The sequence below is a fragment of the Alphaproteobacteria bacterium genome (genome assembly GCA_030680745.1).
GTDB lineage: Bacteria > Pseudomonadota > Alphaproteobacteria > JAUXUR01 > JAUXUR01 > JAUXUR01.
In genome coordinates this window covers 38,511-56,023 of sequence record JAUXUR010000007.1, presented here as the reverse complement: position 1 = coordinate 56,023, position 17,513 = coordinate 38,511, and the positions used below count along the sequence as shown (strand labels likewise).

Annotated in this window: 11 protein-coding genes and 1 tRNA gene; 2 read left to right on the top strand and 10 right to left on the bottom strand. The window is 33.1% G+C overall.

Annotated features, from left to right (window positions below):
• The 9 genes from Q8L85_00630 to Q8L85_00590 all read right to left on the bottom strand — a co-directional run bounded on the left by Q8L85_00630 (position 1) and on the right by Q8L85_00590 (position 13,462).
• Complete coding sequence (locus Q8L85_00630) at positions 1-1,230, bottom strand: hypothetical protein (protein MDP1723192.1); 1,230 nt, start codon at positions 1,228-1,230, stop codon at positions 1-3.
• A gap of 272 nt (positions 1,231-1,502) precedes the next feature.
• The gene (locus Q8L85_00625) at positions 1,503-2,849 is read right to left on the bottom strand and encodes an amidohydrolase (GenBank protein MDP1723191.1); all 1,347 of its coding nucleotides are present in this window, start codon (positions 2,847-2,849) and stop codon (positions 1,503-1,505) included.
• Positions 2,850-3,128: 279 nt separating this feature from the next.
• Entirely contained in the window at positions 3,129-3,323 is a 195-nt protein-coding gene (locus Q8L85_00620; GenBank protein MDP1723190.1) for a Flp family type IVb pilin, read from the bottom strand.
• Between the two features lie 347 nt (positions 3,324-3,670).
• Positions 3,671-5,080: a type I glutamate--ammonia ligase gene (gene glnA, locus Q8L85_00615; protein ID MDP1723189.1), complete on the bottom strand. Its 1,410-nt coding sequence runs from the start codon at positions 5,078-5,080 to the stop codon at positions 3,671-3,673.
• A 298-nt stretch (positions 5,081-5,378) separates the two neighbouring features.
• Positions 5,379-5,454 (bottom strand) — tRNA-Ala (locus tag Q8L85_00610).
• A 210-nt stretch (positions 5,455-5,664) separates the two neighbouring features.
• Positions 5,665-8,865 (bottom strand): tetratricopeptide repeat protein, encoded by a 3,201-nt coding sequence (locus tag Q8L85_00605; protein ID MDP1723188.1) that lies wholly within the window; start codon positions 8,863-8,865, stop codon positions 5,665-5,667.
• Positions 8,866-9,408: 543 nt separating this feature from the next.
• A complete protein-coding gene (locus Q8L85_00600) occupies positions 9,409-11,523 on the bottom strand; it encodes a hypothetical protein (protein ID MDP1723187.1) in 2,115 nt (704 codons plus the stop codon).
• Between the two features lie 498 nt (positions 11,524-12,021).
• Positions 12,022-12,291, bottom strand: coding sequence for a zinc ribbon domain-containing protein (locus Q8L85_00595; GenBank protein ID MDP1723186.1), 270 nt, complete (start codon positions 12,289-12,291; stop codon positions 12,022-12,024).
• A gap of 31 nt (positions 12,292-12,322) precedes the next feature.
• Positions 12,323-13,462, bottom strand: coding sequence for an acetamidase/formamidase family protein (locus Q8L85_00590; GenBank protein ID MDP1723185.1), 1,140 nt, complete (start codon positions 13,460-13,462; stop codon positions 12,323-12,325).
• A 237-nt stretch (positions 13,463-13,699) separates the two neighbouring features.
• On the opposite strand from Q8L85_00590, the gene mraY reads away from it, so the two are divergent.
• Entirely contained in the window at positions 13,700-14,788 is a 1,089-nt protein-coding gene (mraY, locus tag Q8L85_00585) for a phospho-N-acetylmuramoyl-pentapeptide-transferase (GenBank protein ID MDP1723184.1), read from the top strand.
• A gap of 2 nt (positions 14,789-14,790) precedes the next feature.
• Positions 14,791-16,167 (top strand): UDP-N-acetylmuramoyl-L-alanine--D-glutamate ligase, encoded by a 1,377-nt coding sequence (gene murD / locus Q8L85_00580; protein ID MDP1723183.1) that lies wholly within the window; start codon positions 14,791-14,793, stop codon positions 16,165-16,167.
• 143 nt (positions 16,168-16,310) lie between these two features.
• Here the strand turns inward: murD and Q8L85_00575 are convergent, their stop codons facing one another.
• Positions 16,311-17,174: a zinc-ribbon domain-containing protein gene (locus Q8L85_00575; protein ID MDP1723182.1), complete on the bottom strand. Its 864-nt coding sequence runs from the start codon at positions 17,172-17,174 to the stop codon at positions 16,311-16,313.
• Positions 17,175-17,513: the final 339 nt, after the last annotated feature.

The following is a 17,513-nucleotide window of genomic DNA, read 5'->3' as shown; positions in this document are numbered from 1 at the left end:
CTAAAACTTATCCTTATATCGTTCCTTAAAGTCACTGAATATTTTTGTGATGATAGCGCTCATTTCCTCAGCATTAAATTGATCATCTTTCCAGATTTGGAAATCAATATCAGAATCTTTAAGCATTGATTGAATATCAAAAAGAATATTATATCCTATTCCAAAACGAGAATTTAAAACCTGAAACAAATTAAAATTCTTCCCCAATGCTCCAGTCATTTGAATCGTCATTACATCGCCCATATCCAAAAAAAATGGTTCTATTTTGCTTGGAGCAAATTTTTGAAATACCTCGATAGCGGAGATACCATTTTCAGTTGCAGAATAATTATGAAGTATTGGTAAAATGATATCAAATAAATTATTAAGAACAAAATTGCAATCAGTTTCTAAATCGTTAAACTCACCTCTATAAAAACGATAGTTTTCATGCTCAAGAAAAAACAAACAAAAATGATCTAGATTCTGTATTTTCTGATCTTGATTTAAATTGATCAGTCCAAGAAGCGCTTTATATTTATCAACTCCATCTTCATTGCACATATCAACAAAATTAGCTACTGGTGATGCATGCGCCCAGTCATGTGTCAAGCAACTCATAGATGTTTGATTTAAATATCCATCAAATTTAGAACGGAACAAAGGAAAACCACACAGACGCATATCTTGCCCTAATGATTCATTCAAAACTTTCAAAGATAAGTAACCTGATTCACTAACAATTGTATAAGGATATAAATTAAACTCAACATACATAGTAGGCTTTATATGTTCTGAACCAATTCCATTGTAAAAAATTCCATAATTATCATAATCTTTATTTAATATAAAATTTAATGCTTCTTTTAAGTTATCGAATAGAAATTTTTCATCTATAATAGAGTTTAATTGTGATTCAGTTACAATCTTCGCATAATATAAATGAACGATATTAAAATGAGCCAATGTTAAATTTTCACCATTTTCGCCAAAAAACGCTAATACGTGATCGTAAATTTTATTGAATGTTTCTAGGTATGCACCATCTAAAATTTCTGCTATTGCCGTAGAGTTTTCTATAAATTGCGGCAAAAGTTCTGGGAAGGGTGCGTCAGGAGCTCTATCTTTTTTTAATTGAACAAGTCTTTCAAATTGTACTTCCGGAGAAGTAAGTATTGCTGCAATTACTTTTGATGTTCCATAAAAAAAAGAAACACAAAAAAATACAGTTATAATTAGTTTTTTCAACATTTTATATCCTTAATTAAATTATACCATTTTTAAAAAATGCTAAGTAATTTAAAAACTTAGAGAATTTCTCTTAATTAAATTAAAAACATATAACAAACTAATAATTTTTAAAAACAGCACAACATACCTTGTTAACTATGTATAACTATCATCAAAAGCATATACAGTCAACAATTTTATACATTAAACATAAAAAATATTTGTATGTAATTTAAAATATACATTTATTATTATAAAAGAATAATTTTATTATTATAAAAGAATAATTTTATTTAAATATTGATCAATTTTGATGAAATAACACCTTCACGTCTTTTCAACAAATCCTTCGCTTGAAGATGGATATGCATCAAAAGCTCATCCTCATCAAAAGAGGTGACTTTTCCTTTAGATACAACTTGTTTGCCATCAACCCAAACATCTTCAACATCACTTGCGCGTCCTGCATAAATTAAATTCCATAAAACTGGATCATGATTTTCTGACGATATAAGAGGCATTAAATGGGGTTGCCATAAATTAACTGTTATGAAATCTGCCTTTTTGCCTATTTCCAGCGATCCTATTTCATGGTCCTGTCCCAGCACTTTTGCGCCTTCAATAGTTGCTAAACGCAAAGTTTCGGCAGCATTAAGGGCAGTCGCATCGTGATTTAAATTCTTTTGTAAAAGGGAGCCAAATTTCATAAGCTCCCACATACTTAGGCTATTATTGGATATAGAACCGTCCGTACCCAATCCAAATTTTATATTTGCAGCTTTAAGACGATCAATTTGCATAGAACCGCCGCCTAATTTCACATTACTTGTGGGGCAATGCGCAATGCGTACGTCATTATCTTTAAACAAAATTATCTCGTCATCAGAAAGATAAACACAATGAGCAATAATCGTTTTGGGCGTTAATATATTGCGTTCATGCAATAAATAACCTGGCAATTTGCCAAAATGGTTTTTAACAGCTTCAACTTCGTCTTTGAATTCGCTTGTATGTGTATGAATATAAACCCCATATTCGTCTGAAAGCCTTCGCGCCTTTTTATATGCATCAACAGAACAATAAAAAAGATGCTCAAGCCCTACTAAAATTTGAATTCTATTATTGTAACTTTGATGATGTGTTTTAATAAGTTTTTCATTTTGTTCCATTGTTTCAAAATAGCCTTGCCCTAAATCTGAAACATAGGGCGCTAAATGCGCACGCATTCCAAGGGAACCTGCAGCATCCGCCGCTTTATGCATAAAACGATACATATCAAGAACGCAAGTTGTGCCGCCTTTTAAAGCCTCAAGGTAACTAACCATCGAGGCCCAATACGCATCTTCCTCGGTCAAAACTTTATGTTCACGTTGATATTCAGGTAACCATTCTAAGAAAGGTAGATTTTCAGAAAATCCTTTTAATAAAGAACTATGAGAATGGACATCAATAAATCCAGGTAACACAGCAAAGCGGTCTTGGGCATCTATAATTTCAACGTTTTCGTTTAAAATAACATCATTTTTTGATCCAACATTAAGGATACGATCATTCTCCCACAAAATTGTGCCAGATTCGTAAAAATTGTTGTGAAGATCAACAGGATAAATACGCGCGTTAATAATTGCTTTTTGAGTCATAAATTTTATCCATCCATAATTTTGCAAAAAATATAATTTTTAACTTGCAAATGGTCAACGGTTATGTCATATTATGTTTACAACACATTTATTGGCTGCCCGGCCAGTGTTGTTTTCTTCTTGGGCGTTTCCTCCCTAAACTTGGGCCGTTCGCGGCCTCTTTTTTATATAGTATTTTCCATTTTTGTTAATAGGGCGTTATTCGTTTCTCATGTAGGAAAAGACTACACTTCACGCCTCATTCCTACTCTTAACTAAAAGCGAAAACATTATATATTGTTATTCATTCGAAAATTGCTTTTCAACTTTTTCAAAAACACCTTTCATAGAATCAGAAATTTTACCACCAAAGCTTGATAAACCGGTGACTAAAACCAATACGAGACATGCAAGTAAAAGAGCATATTCAATGGCTGATGCGCCATATTCAGAATTTTTTAACAAGGATTTTTTAAGCTGTTGTTTGTTTGACATTTCCACTTGATGTTCTTTCCCTCGTTTTATTTTTTTGAAGTATACCGCTCTTGTTTCAAACTGTGGAGGTCGTCAGATTTCGGGATTCATCATGCTCATGTACAAAGAGGTACACGCAGCAGTCTTCACCACTCATCTTCTCGACCCAATTTCGAAACAATTTGGGTATAGCTTTTTATATTTTTGAATGAATTGGATAAAAAGTAAAGGGGGAGTTGCCTCCTCCTTTCCGATCTATAATAGTGAAATGATTTGAGATTCAGACAAGAAGCAAGGCTCGAAGTGTAGTTCTTCCTACATGAGAGCGGTAGCGATGATGTATCAATCCAAAGTCATTTCATTATAAATTAGGCGCTATAATACATGTCAAATTCAACTGGATGCGGCGTATGTTCATAACGATACACTTCATTCCATTTCAATTCGATATAGCTTTGAATAAAATCATCAGTGAATACATTACCTTGTTTAAGGTAATCGCAATCTTCACCCAAAGAAATAAGGGCTTCGCGCAATGAACCACAGACTGTTGGTACTTTTGCAAGCTCTTGAGGTGGTAAATCATAAAGATTTTTATCCATAGGCTCACCAGGATGAATACGATTTTTAATCCCATCAAGACCCGCCATAAGCATAGCAGCAAATGCTAAATAAGGATTAGCTGTTGGATCTGGGAAGCGTACTTCAACACGTTTTCCGTTTGGATTTGATACATAAGGAATACGGCAAGAAGCAGATCGATTACGTGAAGAATACGCCAATAAAACAGGCGCTTCAAATCCTGGAATCAAGCGTTTATAGCTATTGGTCGATGGATTTGTAAACGCGTTCAATGATTTGGCATGTTTAATGATCCCGCCAATGTAAAACAAGGCGGTTTCAGATAAATCAGCATAACCATTACCGGCAAAAAGCGCTTTACCATCTTTCCAAATGGATTGATGCACATGCATACCGGAACCATTATCACCCATAACAGGTTTTGGCATAAAGGTAGCTGATTTTCCATAGGAATACGCAACATTTTGAACAACGCATTTATATGTTTGAATTTTATCAGCTGAATTCACAAGTGTATCAAAACGAATACCAAGCTCATTTTGAGCGGGTGCCACTTCATGGTGGTGACGTTCTGTTTCAATGCCCATATCTGATAAAACAGTGAGCATTTCTGCACGTATGTCATGCATTGAATCAACAGGTGCTACAGGAAAGTAACCGCCTTTAACAGTTGGTCTATGCCCTAAATTGCCCGTTTCGTATTTACGATTCGTATTATGTGGGCTTTCTAAAGAATCAAGTTTAAATGATATATTATGTGATTCAACAGAAAAACGAACATCATCAAAGACAAAGAATTCAACTTCTGGACCAAAATATGCTTTATCGCCTACTTTAGAAGTCGCCACAAATGCTTCAGCTTTTTTAGCAATCGAACGTGGATCTCTGTTATAAGGCTGTTGTGTTACAGGTTCATAAACGTCTGCAATAATAATAAGTGTTGGTTGCGCTGAAAAAGGATCCATAACTGCTGTTGCAGGATCTGGCATTAAGCACATATCTGATTCGTTAATTTCTTTCCAACCAGCAATTGATGAACCATCAAACATAATACCATCTTCGAAGAAGTCATCATTAACAGTTCCTACGGCCTGGCTCATGTGATGCCATTTTCCGCGCGGATCTGTAAATCGCACATCAACATATTTCACATCAAATTGACTGATTAAGTCATAAACTTTTGTCCGATCAGACATCATTACTTTCCTTTTGATTTGGCTGTTTTCTAAGTAGGCAAAATACTCAAATCTGTTATCTCATACTTCAACTTGTTCAGCAATAGTAGAATTAATGCAATAGTCAATAGATTTGAGAAACAGGCAAGGAACAACAAGCGAAGTGCATCTTTATATACATAAGCGAGGCGTAACGATGAATCCTTCTAATATCTATCGATTATAGATTTGCGCATGAAAAATTTTGTTAATATCGAATTTCAATATGTTAAGATTAAAACTTCAAAACAAGTATCTTAATATAAAAATTTTATGGGGGTGGTGGAGCCAAGCGGGATCGAACCGCTGACCTCTACAATGCCATTGTAGCGCTCTCCCAGCTGAGCTATGGCCCCATATAAGTTCTTTTCTACCCTATTTTCAAAAGAATGCAAGATAAAAATGCTATTTTTTGGTTTTTTTTGAAGGTTGATTAGATTTTCAATCCAATAAACATATTTTACTTTTATTCTAAAAACAAAATACATGATATACATTAAATATTATCAATTACATGATCATATCACTCAGTAAAATTTCAATAATTCTAACACATTTTATTATATTTACTCAATTCTTCTTCTAGTTTCAAAAGAAGAAAACCATTTTTTTATATAATCAATTTTTATTTTAATTTTATCGTTAATTTTATGATTGTTAAAACTAAGAGCCATCTGATAAGCATCTAACGCTTTTTGTTGGTATGCTTTACTTTTATTAATATCTCGTTCATGTTTAGCGAAATTAAAACTATAGGTATCTCCTAAAGCATCATAAAGATCTGATGAAGAACATTTTTTAATCCCTTTTTGATAAATTGAAATTGCTTTGTAAACGTCTTTTTTTTCATATTTATAAGCATCTCCTAAAGCACGATAAAGTTCTGCTGAGGGACATTTTTCAATACCTTCTTGGTAGATTGCAATTGCTTTATTTGTATTTTTCTTTTCATGTCTATAAGCATCACCTAAAGCACGATAAAGATCTGCTGAAGGGTAGTTATCAATCCCTTTTTGATACATTGAAATTGCTTTATTTGTATCTTTTTCTTCATAATAATAAGAATCCCCTAAAGAACGATAGAGATCTGCTGAGGGGCATCTATCAATCCCTTCTTGATAGATTTCAATTGCTGTATTTGTATCTTTTTTTTCATATCTATAAGCATCACCTAAACCACAGTAGAGATCTGCTGAGGGGCATTTATCAATTCCTTTTTGATAGATTTTAATTGCTTTATTTGTATCTTTTTTTTCATAATAATAAGCATCACCTAAAGAACGATAGAGATCTGCTGAAGGACATTTAAAAATACCTTCCTGATAGATTTCAATTGCTGCATGAACTTCGTGCTTTTCATATCTATAAGTATCACCTAAAGAACGATAGAGAACTGCTGAGGGGTATTTATCAATCCCCTCTTGATAGATTTCAATTGCTGTATGAACCTCTTGCTTTTCATATCTATAAGCATTGCCTAAACCACGGTAGAGATCTGCTGAGGGGCATCTATTAATCCCTTCTTGATAGATTTCAATTGCTTTATTTGTATCTTTTTTTTCATAATGATAAGCATCACCTAAAGAACAATAGAGATCTGATGAAGGACATTTAAGAATACCTTCCAGATAAATTTTAATTGCTGTATCTATATCTTGTTTTTCATAACAATAAACATTACCTAAGCCAATATATGCTTGTTCATAATAAATGGATTCTTGATTTTCATCATCATTAGAATATAAAACCATCGAAAAGTACTTTATTGCTTCGTCAGCCTTTTTTTTAAAAGAAAAATACTTTCCTTTTAAAATTAGATCACGCAATTTTTTATTTTTTTCGTTAATGTCATCTACTGTATCTAAAAAATCATCATTATGATTTCTGTTTAAAGAATCATCATGCAATGAATATAAATCAGAAATATTTTCAGGATTTTCAACTTGGTCTTGCATTTTAGTATCGACATCTATATCAGTATCACTTTCTGTGTCCGTATTAGTGTCTGTATTACTCGTCATAATACGTAATATTTTTCGAGGCGGTTGAGATTTTATTGTAGAAGAATTTTTTGTTCTTTTACGTCCCACAATAGAATTTTCCATTGTTTCAATTTGATCTAATGGCTGCGCGGAAACATTTGGCGCAGAAACATTTGACGCAGAACCGTCTTGAGTGGATCTATTTCTTGGTCGAACTCTATTCACATTGCCTTGCCTACGAACCTTGTCACGAATATTTGTACGTCTTTTGTTTGCTTCTTTACTTTTGTAATAATCCGGATGAAAAGTATCATTTTGACGTGTTGAATTTGATGTTTGTTTTTTTTGAGTCTTTCCGTTTCCAATTGTTTTATTAAATAATGTCCAAGCCAATGCAACAGCATTCTCCCGTGTCATTCCATTAGGTGTATATTCATAAAGAAGAATCATTTCCGACATATCTAAAAAATATGTTTTTGTGTAACACTCATTTTTTGTTTTTAAATTATCAAATATTTCCCAAGCTTTATTTAGTTCTTTTTGTTTAACGTAAATTTGACCTTTATAAATTTTTGCATAATGTCTATATTTTTTTATTACACTTTGTGAACCTTTTTTATTAATTAATGTGTCTAATTTTTTTAACATAGAATCAATGGAATTATTTTCGTGAAGAAAGTTTTTTTTAAGATAAATTTGAATGTGACAAAAAAGAGCATTTTGATCATCAAAAAGTTTTGCCGCATTTTTATATGCAGCAATCAAAGATTCATAAGCATTAAGTCCTGGAAGGTATTTTGCTTTGCCAAAAACAAAATATTTTATTTGAGAAGCAGTAAAACTTATTTCCGTTTGTGCAGGCTGTGATACTTGATTGTGTGGCTCATCTTCAGTGAATTCTAAATCGTAACAAGGTGTTGTAGGTAGAAAACTTGAAGAAAAATCTTCAAAAGTTATTTCTTCTTCTGGTGATTTTGGTGATTCTAAAGAAAAAAATATTTCTTCTTCCAATGGTTCTGAAGAAAAACTATCAAAACTTATATTTAATGAGAGTTGCTCTTCTCTAAATCTTCCTTCTTCAAGAAGAGAATTTCTTAATTCTGTTAGATGTTTATCTTCATCATTTTGTGAACGTATATTTGTATTCACATGTCCTGTTTCAACTAATCTATTGTAATGTTGATTTTTATGTAAAAGAGATAAATTTTGATTTACATTGGAAGAATCATTTGAAAAAGCATGACTTATAAAAAGGATTTTTTCACCAGGAGCAGCGCTATAAATATATAAGTTTTTATTATTTAATACGGCAAAAGCATCGATAAGGGTGTATAAAATTGGTAAGTTAGGATCAATTTTTTGAATTTTTTTGTTTTGGTCTAAAAAGTACTTATTTGCATTGTAAGAAAGCTCATGCTTTATATTTTTAATTTTATTTAAATATTCTTCTACAGAAATATTTTCTGCGTAATCATTTTTAATATATTCGCGCATTTTACGATTACGACGCTCATATTTTGTATCGTTATCGTTAAGGGCGTTAAGCATTGCATCAATAGCTTCTTCCCGCGAATCGTATCCAAAAGCTTTAAAACCACAAGCAAGGTTTTTGCCTGAAATATAATATTCATTAAAAGTAATTGCTTGATTAGTATTCAGTTTCCATGGATTTGTCCTATCAGGTATTGATGCATTAACAGCATCATCAATAGTACATTCTGAACAATTAACAGAAGAAAAAAATATAAAAAAAGATAAAAAGATAAAAGAAATATTTTTAATCATAACAACCTACATAATTTTAAAAAGTAACAATCAAGACTGTATCATAAAAGCAACATGAAAACAAAAAATATAATAAAATTTATAAATAAACTAAATATTAAGTAAAGTATAAATAAAACTTCAATAAAAAGATATTTAATTACAATTAACCACATTGTAATAAATATTTTTTCAAACATTATATACAAATTACTGATGGAAAACGCTAAATTATACACAGGGTCTAGAACATGTAAAAACACTTAAAAGAAATTGCAAATCCATTAAAATTGTTTTTCACGAAATAATTTAGGAAGGAAATAAAGTTACAACAAGACATACTGGTCATGTAATAAAAGACGATGATTCTGAAGTAAAAGTAGATGTAATGGCTATTTTTGAGATTAAAGACGGCAAAATAATCGGCTGCCGTGAATTAACGCGCCTTGTATAGTCATTCCAATTAACATCCATATGAATTACGATTTGGTCTAAGGTAGTGCCATAAGGGTCAAAAATCCTACGTTTTTTTAAGAGGCTGTCTATTGGAATGACTATATTTTTCTATTGAGTCGAGACATGTTGTTCAATGAGTTGAATAATTTGTTTATTTTTAGTTTTACGTGCGTATTGCAAAGGGGTTCCGTATAAAGGATGTTTTATTCTTAGATCTATTCCATGCTCGATTAATGTGGTGATAATGGAAAAGTTTTGAGTATCAATTGCTTTATTGATCGGTTGTTTTTCAACAGAAGGTTCTGAATCAAAAGAAAGTTTGAAAATATCTAGTAAAAAGTTAAGAATTTCTGTGTTTTCAATTTTGATAGCAATGTTTAGAATTTTAATTTTAAAATCTTCATCCATCATATTATTAGTAAAAAATTTTTCATTCTTAAAAAGAACTTTTACTAAATCTATTAGTTTATTTTCCATGATATATTTAATTAAATTTATGGATTTTTTTTTGTCAAGTGCAATATCTTCGTGTTTTATAAAAATTTCTAAAATTTCATTTCTCCCGTATTGTTGAATAAGCTCAATAAGTGGCTCTTCTAAACACCTATATCTAAATTTTGAATTAGGATTGCATCCAGAATTTAGCAATTTTTGCGTAATAAGAGGATAATTGTTAATACTGGCCCAACCTAGCAAATTGCGGTCAGCGGAAGGCTCATCTTTTATTTGTGCGCCTTTTGCTAATAGCAAATCAACAAGTTCAGGGTGATTATATTTGACTGCAAGATATAAGGGGGAATGTTCAGTTTCTTCTTCTAAGTCATTGATATCTATTATTGATTTATTAATATCAATTTGATTTTCATTGTTGAGGATGGAAATTAGTTTATCTAGATCACCAGAGCATATATAAGCAGATAATAAATGATCTGAAATATTTGTCTTTATAGGAATATTTTCATTTTCTAATTCAATATTTCTTTTTTTTAACAATAAGTCTAATGCATCGTTCTCTGTGAGAATTGTTTTTCGCGGTGGTGTAAATCTCGATTTTAATATTAATGAAATGATATCAGTCACCAATACTTTCAGGTTTGTTTTATATTCTTGCACTTCTGGCGCATTACGAGAGAGGCCGCGCCAATAAGATATAACTTGCAAGGGGCTATTTTCTGAAAAAAGCTTTGGATGTAAGATAAACCTACCTTGAATTTTATTTAAATCGAATAAAGGATTATTTATTTGGATTAAAGATTCATGATCGTTTTTACATATTTTTTTTGAAAATTTTTCAAGTTGAGCAGGATTATGACGCATAGCTTTAATAAGAAGCGCCACTTGATTTTTGTTAATATCATAATCTTTGGACCCATCTATAGTCACGCCAACACCTAATGATTTAGATAGATAAACAAATTCATCGATATTATCGGGCGCAAAACTAAATTGGAACAAGCGTCCACGATCTAATAAAGGAAGCGCTTCAAATTTTAAAATTAAATCCTTTATTTCTGATAGTTGTGACATATCAATGCCAAAATAAGTAAATAATTTTATCAATGATTTAGAGAGCAAAATCTTCCTCTCAGATCTTGCCTCCATAAACAAAGCCATTGAATCGTCAAATACAACATGATGATTTCCAAACAAGAATAAATTCATGGATAACGCTTTTTCAGCATAATCGGCAGAATAATTACCGAGGTCTGTGAAAGATTTTACGTTTTGCTTAACTTTTTGATCATTAATAAAATCGGCGATATTCTCAATATCAAAAAAAGCTTCATCTGTACCGCGACACAGCATAAGGTCTTCTCGTTGAATATTCATTATTTGTCGTCTGAGTTCAGAATAAATGTCATAAAGCAAACCAACAATTGGACTTGAAGCATGATACATAAAATATCTATCTGGTGAATTTTGTTCTTCTAAAAGCGCTTCAACAATTGGAGTAATATTTTCATGATTTGAATTGCTCCTTATTCCTAAGTAATCTGTCATTGTGAAATCTTTTTCATAAAAATTTTGTATGTTTTTTTTTATGTCTTCAGATTCAGATCCTTGTTTTATTTCTACAAAATCATTTCCAAGAAATGACTTTAGATATCCAAGGCTTTGCGAATAATTTAAATCAAAATGTTTGTTTTGAAAAATAGGATTAGCGTTTATACTACTGGATGCATAAAATAGAAAAAATGCATATATAGCGATTTTTTTTAACATATTTGTCTCTTAATTAATAAAAATATTATATTTATTTTAAACTAACTGTAAAACAAAATTTTGTCAACAAAAATGCAATTTTTATTGTTTTAAAGTAAATTTATTCAAATATAGTCATCATATGTCGCTTTTTTTATTGTTTCTTATCTAGGCGCGTTAAAACCTTCGTCTTCAGGCGAAGACTTTAGTACGTTATTGCTATGGAAGAATGCAGAAACGGAAGTCATAGTCTATTTGACATCAATCTACGGGACAAAAAATAACTTTGGTAAAACCCGCCAAACATCCAGCCGTTTCCTGAACAAGCGAGAAGCAAAGCTTCGAGGACGGATTCAGGGTTCAATTAAGAATCATGATCGTAGATCATGACGTTATTTAATAATTTTGCCATGCTCTTCGAGCATGTATTTCGTTATGGATCCTGATCTGCATTCGTTGCTTCGCTTCAAAGCGTTCAGGAAAACAAAGGTTTGTGGGCAAATTTCTAACAAAAAAGGTTTAATGACGATGCTTGCAGCTTGATAAAAAAGGAATTTTATTTTTTTGAGACAGACCAGGTCCTTTCGCGTTAGAACCAGTTAATTTTTCAATAGTTGATCTAGGCATATAAGCTTCTTTTGATTGAATTAATGAATGCCCTGAAACAATTGGAATCATAGATTTTTTTTGACATTTTGAACAATCTTTCAAATCATCGCGCGCACTTATCGAGCGTAATTCTTCTTTTATGATCCCGCATTGGGTGCATTGATAATCGTAAAATGGCATTTTTCACTCCCTTGATAATGAAACACTATAATTATTTCGGAAGAATGTCTTGATCAAATATCCCTGTCGGTATTGAAAGTGAGCAAACACAATTGGGGATATCAACAATGCCACCTATACGTCCTTCAATGGGTGCTGCTGTTAAAATAAGATAGGCTTGCGCGCGCGTATAGCCAAAATGTTCTAAATAATCAATAGCTTTAAGACAAGCTTGGCGATATGCAACAGTTGCATCCATATAGTAATTGACACCGTTTTCGACAGATATGCCTTGAAAACTTATATAATTTTCATAATGCGGTTTAATTTTGCTTGGAATAAAAACAGGTGCATTAATCGAATATTTGGCCATGCCGCCTTTGATGAGATCAACACCAATGTGCATTGCACCATCCATTTCAATAGCGCCGCAAAAAGCGATTTCACCATCGCCTTGACTAAAATGTAGATCGCCCATGGATAGTCCTGCGCCCTTTTGATAGACGGGGAAAAAGATACGACTACCGCGCGAAATATCTTTAATGTCCATATTGCCGCCATGTTCACGTGCTGGAATTGTTCGACAGGCTTCTTTGGCCATTTGATCAAATTTATTTCCTTTTAGCCCACGCAATACTGCAGTTTCAGGGCAGGGTGGTTTGGCAAGACCTTGTGCCACAAGTGGAGCTTCACGTTTGTTCCATTCCGTCAGTAATTCATATGATGGCAAGCAGCCAATTAATCCAGGATGAACTAATCCTGTAAGTTTTATGCCTGGAATATGCCGAGAAGTTGCAAAAAGACCTTTTAAATCCCAAATTGCCTTATGTGGATCTGGAAAATAATCGACTAAGAATCCGCCACCATTGTCTTTTGAAAAATTGCCTGAAAAACCAATAGGTGTAATAGGATTTATATCTATAATATCAACGACAAGTAAATCACCAGGTGCTGCCCCTATTATTTCGAAAGGACCTGTTAAAGGATGGGCTAATGTTAAATCAATGTTTCGAATATCGCTCACATCATCATCATTTTTAATCTGTGCATCTAAAAAATCTAAACTTTCAATAATAGCTTCATCGCCTGGCATGAGGGAGGCTAAAAATGGGATATCGGAGTGCCACCTATTATGTCCAATTTCAGGTTGTTCCGACAATCTTACACCCGGCTTGATACGAATATGGAGCATTTTTAGTCTCCTTAGTTATTCTATAATTTCAGCGTAAATCTATTAGGGTTAAAAAATGATTAAATGACATGATTTAACACGAGCAAAAAAAATGATAATGTGAGATTGATTTTAAATGTGCAGAGCAATTATATTTTTTAGATTAATGCGGTATTTACTCTTTTCAGAATCTGTTGATCAACGTATTATCATATCAGTTAATAATCTAGATTTTCTGTGTAGAGGCCTTGTCTATTTATGCTTTATAACCTGCTTACCCCGCTTGCTGATTCTTTTGGGCCTTTGAACCTTTTTCGTTATTTGACGTTTAGAACTGGTGGTGCCATTCTTACCGCATTAATTTTAAGCTTTATTTTGGGACCAAAAATTATTAATTGGCTTAAAACTAAACAAAAAGAGGGCCAACCTATTCGGGATGATGGTCCTGAAACGCATCTTCTAACAAAAAAAGGGACGCCTACAATGGGCGGCCTTCTTATTTTGACAGCTTTATTGATAAGTACTTTTTTGTGGTCTGACCTTACCAATCCTTATATTTGGATTGTGATGCTAGTGACCCTTTCTTTTGGATTTATTGGATTTATAGATGATTATCTGAAGCTTACAAAAAAAAACTCAAAGGGATTTTCAGGAAAAATTAAGTTATTTATTGAGTTTATAATTGCAGCGATTGCAGGTTATTTCATACTTATAAACTCAACAGAAAACCTTGGAACGATGCTCACCATTCCGTTTTTTAAATCAATGCTTATTGATTTGGGTTATTTTTTTGTTCCTTTTGCCTGTTTTGTTATCGTTGGAACATCTAATTCTGTTAATTTAACAGATGGTTTGGATGGTCTTGCGATTGTACCGATTATGATTGCATGCACTTGTTTTGCGCTTATTTCGTATCTTGTGGGTAATGCGGTTTTTGCCAATTATTTACAACTTCATTATGTAAGTGGGTGTGGTGAAATCACTGTATTTTGTGGCGCTATGATAGGGGCGGGGCTTGGTTTTTTATGGTTCAATGCGCCGCCTGCAATGGTGTTTATGGGTGATACGGGATCTCTTGCGGCAGGTGGTGCTTTGGGTACAATCAGCGTCATTACGAAGCATGAAATTGTCTTGATGATTATTGGTGGTCTTTTTCTTGTTGAAACGGTATCAGTGATCGTACAAGTTATATCCTTTAAAACAACAGGTAAACGTGTTTTTCGTATGGCGCCGCTCCATCACCATTTTGAAAAAAAAGGATGGGCTGAACCTACTGTTGTTATTCGCTTTTGGATTATTGCAACAATATTAGCGCTTATAGGTCTTTCAACTTTAAAGTTAAGGTAATCATGCTTAATCTATCACTTTTCAGCGGTAAAAAATTTGGCGTCTTGGGCCTTGGTAAATCAGGGCTTGCAACGGCGCTTGCCTTACAAAAAAATGGTGCGCAAGTCATTGCATGGGATGATGCTCAAGAAGGTCGTAAAAGTGCTGAAAATCAAGGTGTTACTATAAAACCCTTTGATGCTATTGTGTTAAGTACATTGGATATGCTTGTTGTATCACCAGGCGTTTCATTAACGTATCCCAAACCACATGCAGTAATTGCGCTTGCGAAAGAATTAAATATTCCTTTGACGGGAGATTTAGATCTTTTCTATAAAGCACACCAGCATGTTAATTTTATAGGTATTACGGGCACGAATGGTAAATCAACAACAACTTCACTTCTTGGTCATATTTTGAAACAAGCCCAACGTGAAGTGACGGTTGGTGGAAATATTGGTACACCCGTTTTAGAATTAGACTCAATCTCTGAAAATGGTATTGGTGTCTTGGAGGTTTCTTCATATCAGTTAGATATTAATCCTCAATTAAAGTTCAAAGTTGCTATTTTGCTTAATATCACACCTGACCATTTAGACCGTCATGGTAATTTTGAAAATTATGTTCAAACGAAGAAAAAAATCTTCCAGCATCAAACGTCCGATGATTTTGCTGTCATTGGGATAGATTCACCTTCTTGTAATGCAATCGCCCGTGAATTGGAAGAAAAAAATAAACAAAAAATCATTAAAATCGCTATTGAGCGTGTAATTCCCGGGGCTTATTATACTCAAAATGGCGTTTTATTTGATGGTACGTCAAAACAAATAAGAACAATTCTTGATCTGAAAGATTTACCACGTTTAAAGGGTCAGCATAATTGGCAAAATGCTGCTGCAGCTTATATTGCGTGTCATGTTCTTGGTATTTCTGATGCACAAATTATTGATGGATTAAGAACTTTCCCGGGGCTTGTTCATCGCCAAGAATATGTCGCGTCGACGAACAATATTCAGTTTATTAATGATAGTAAAGCAACCAATGGTGAGGCTGCTGCCAAGGCACTCGTATGCTTTGATAATATTTATTGGATTTTAGGTGGGCTTCCTAAACAAGATGGTTTAACAGCAACCATTCCATATTTTTCTAAAATTAAGCATGCCTTTTTGATTGGTAAGGCAGCACCTGAATTTGCTGAAGAATTGAAGGGAAGGGTGCCTTATACACATTGCGAGATTCTAGAAAAAGCTGTTTTAGCTGCTTACGAACAAGCAAAACGAGATCAATTACCAAATGCAACTATATTGTTGTCGCCAGCTTGCGCGTCTTGGGATCAATATCCAAGTTTTGAAGTACGCGGTGACGCGTTTAAGAAAAATGTGCATGATTTGTCGAAGTGAATCAATTTGAGATTTACGGGATAGTTTTTAATTTCATACTTTCTGTTTGATTCTCGCGCCACTGTTTTCCCGAACTCGTTGAAGCTACGCAACGAGCACGGATTCAGGATCTTAAATAGTGTTTGCCTGATAGATTAGAAATACTAATCTTCATAAAAACGCAACTCATCCCGTGCATTAAGGCGTGTATCTGGGGGTAATTGTGTTCTAAAGCTAGTCGATTCGCCTGGATTTAATTTCTCTGCATTTACCTTGATTTTAGCAGATGTTAAAATCTTATCATCTCTTTTATATGGCACGACTTTAATTGAAGGAATAACTTTCTCATCATTTGAAGTATTTTTTATCTCTCCTTCAAGAAGCATAAATTTTCCACCTTCGGGATTGCGATCAAAAGAAGTTTTAAGATTTTCAAATTTAAGCCCTTCTCCAATCTTAGGTACAGGCAAGCCTATCAATTCATAAAAACGCGCTGACCCCTCCCAGGTCTTCACAATAGATTTGCGCATTAATAATAAACTTGTAATAAAAAGAATCAAAATCAAAGAAACAATCAAAAGAACTGGCCAAAGTGGTTTTTTAGTTTTATCACTTGTAGCTGCAAAACGTGGTACAGCCTCTCTTGGATGAACAATAGTTGGTTTGCTTCTGGTAAAAACATCACTATCTTGAGGGGATTGCGAAGGAGCAGCATGCAATTGAAGTTTAACTTCGGGCGAAGAGGTGTTTAAATTTGGGGCATTATCTTCATCATTTGGAACAGCATAAATATTTTTTGAAACGTGAGGTTCAGGAATTGATTCTTTTGGCACAGATCTTGAAACGGCTCTTGCGCCAACGGCAATCTTTTCATCAAGAGCGAGCTGCTGAGAATCATCAATAAGATCATTTTGTGAAGCAATCCAGGAATGCTGGCACTTCGCGCATTTAACGCGTCTTCCCTCATCGCTGATATTATTTTGTTTTAATCTATATTGCGTACTACAAGCCGGACATTGTAAAATCATGGAGGCCCCCTCTTTCTTATTATTTATAACTTTTATCATTAGTTGATGCAAGTCTTACCAGAAAGAAAGTGGATATAAATCTCATTTATGATGGATATTTTTTTAATTTTAGACAGGATTTTGAACATATTAAAAATATATAATGAATGACATCATTCCAAATATTAATGAACCCTGAAAAAGCCATCACTTTTAATAAAATTAAGGATGGTAATTTTACATTATTATCTTTTTTACCGCAATAAATTAAAACTCTATTTTGACCAAATGTAAATTTTTTAATTGAAATCTATGCTTATTTTTAATAATAAATTGAAATTTTATAATAAATATGATATA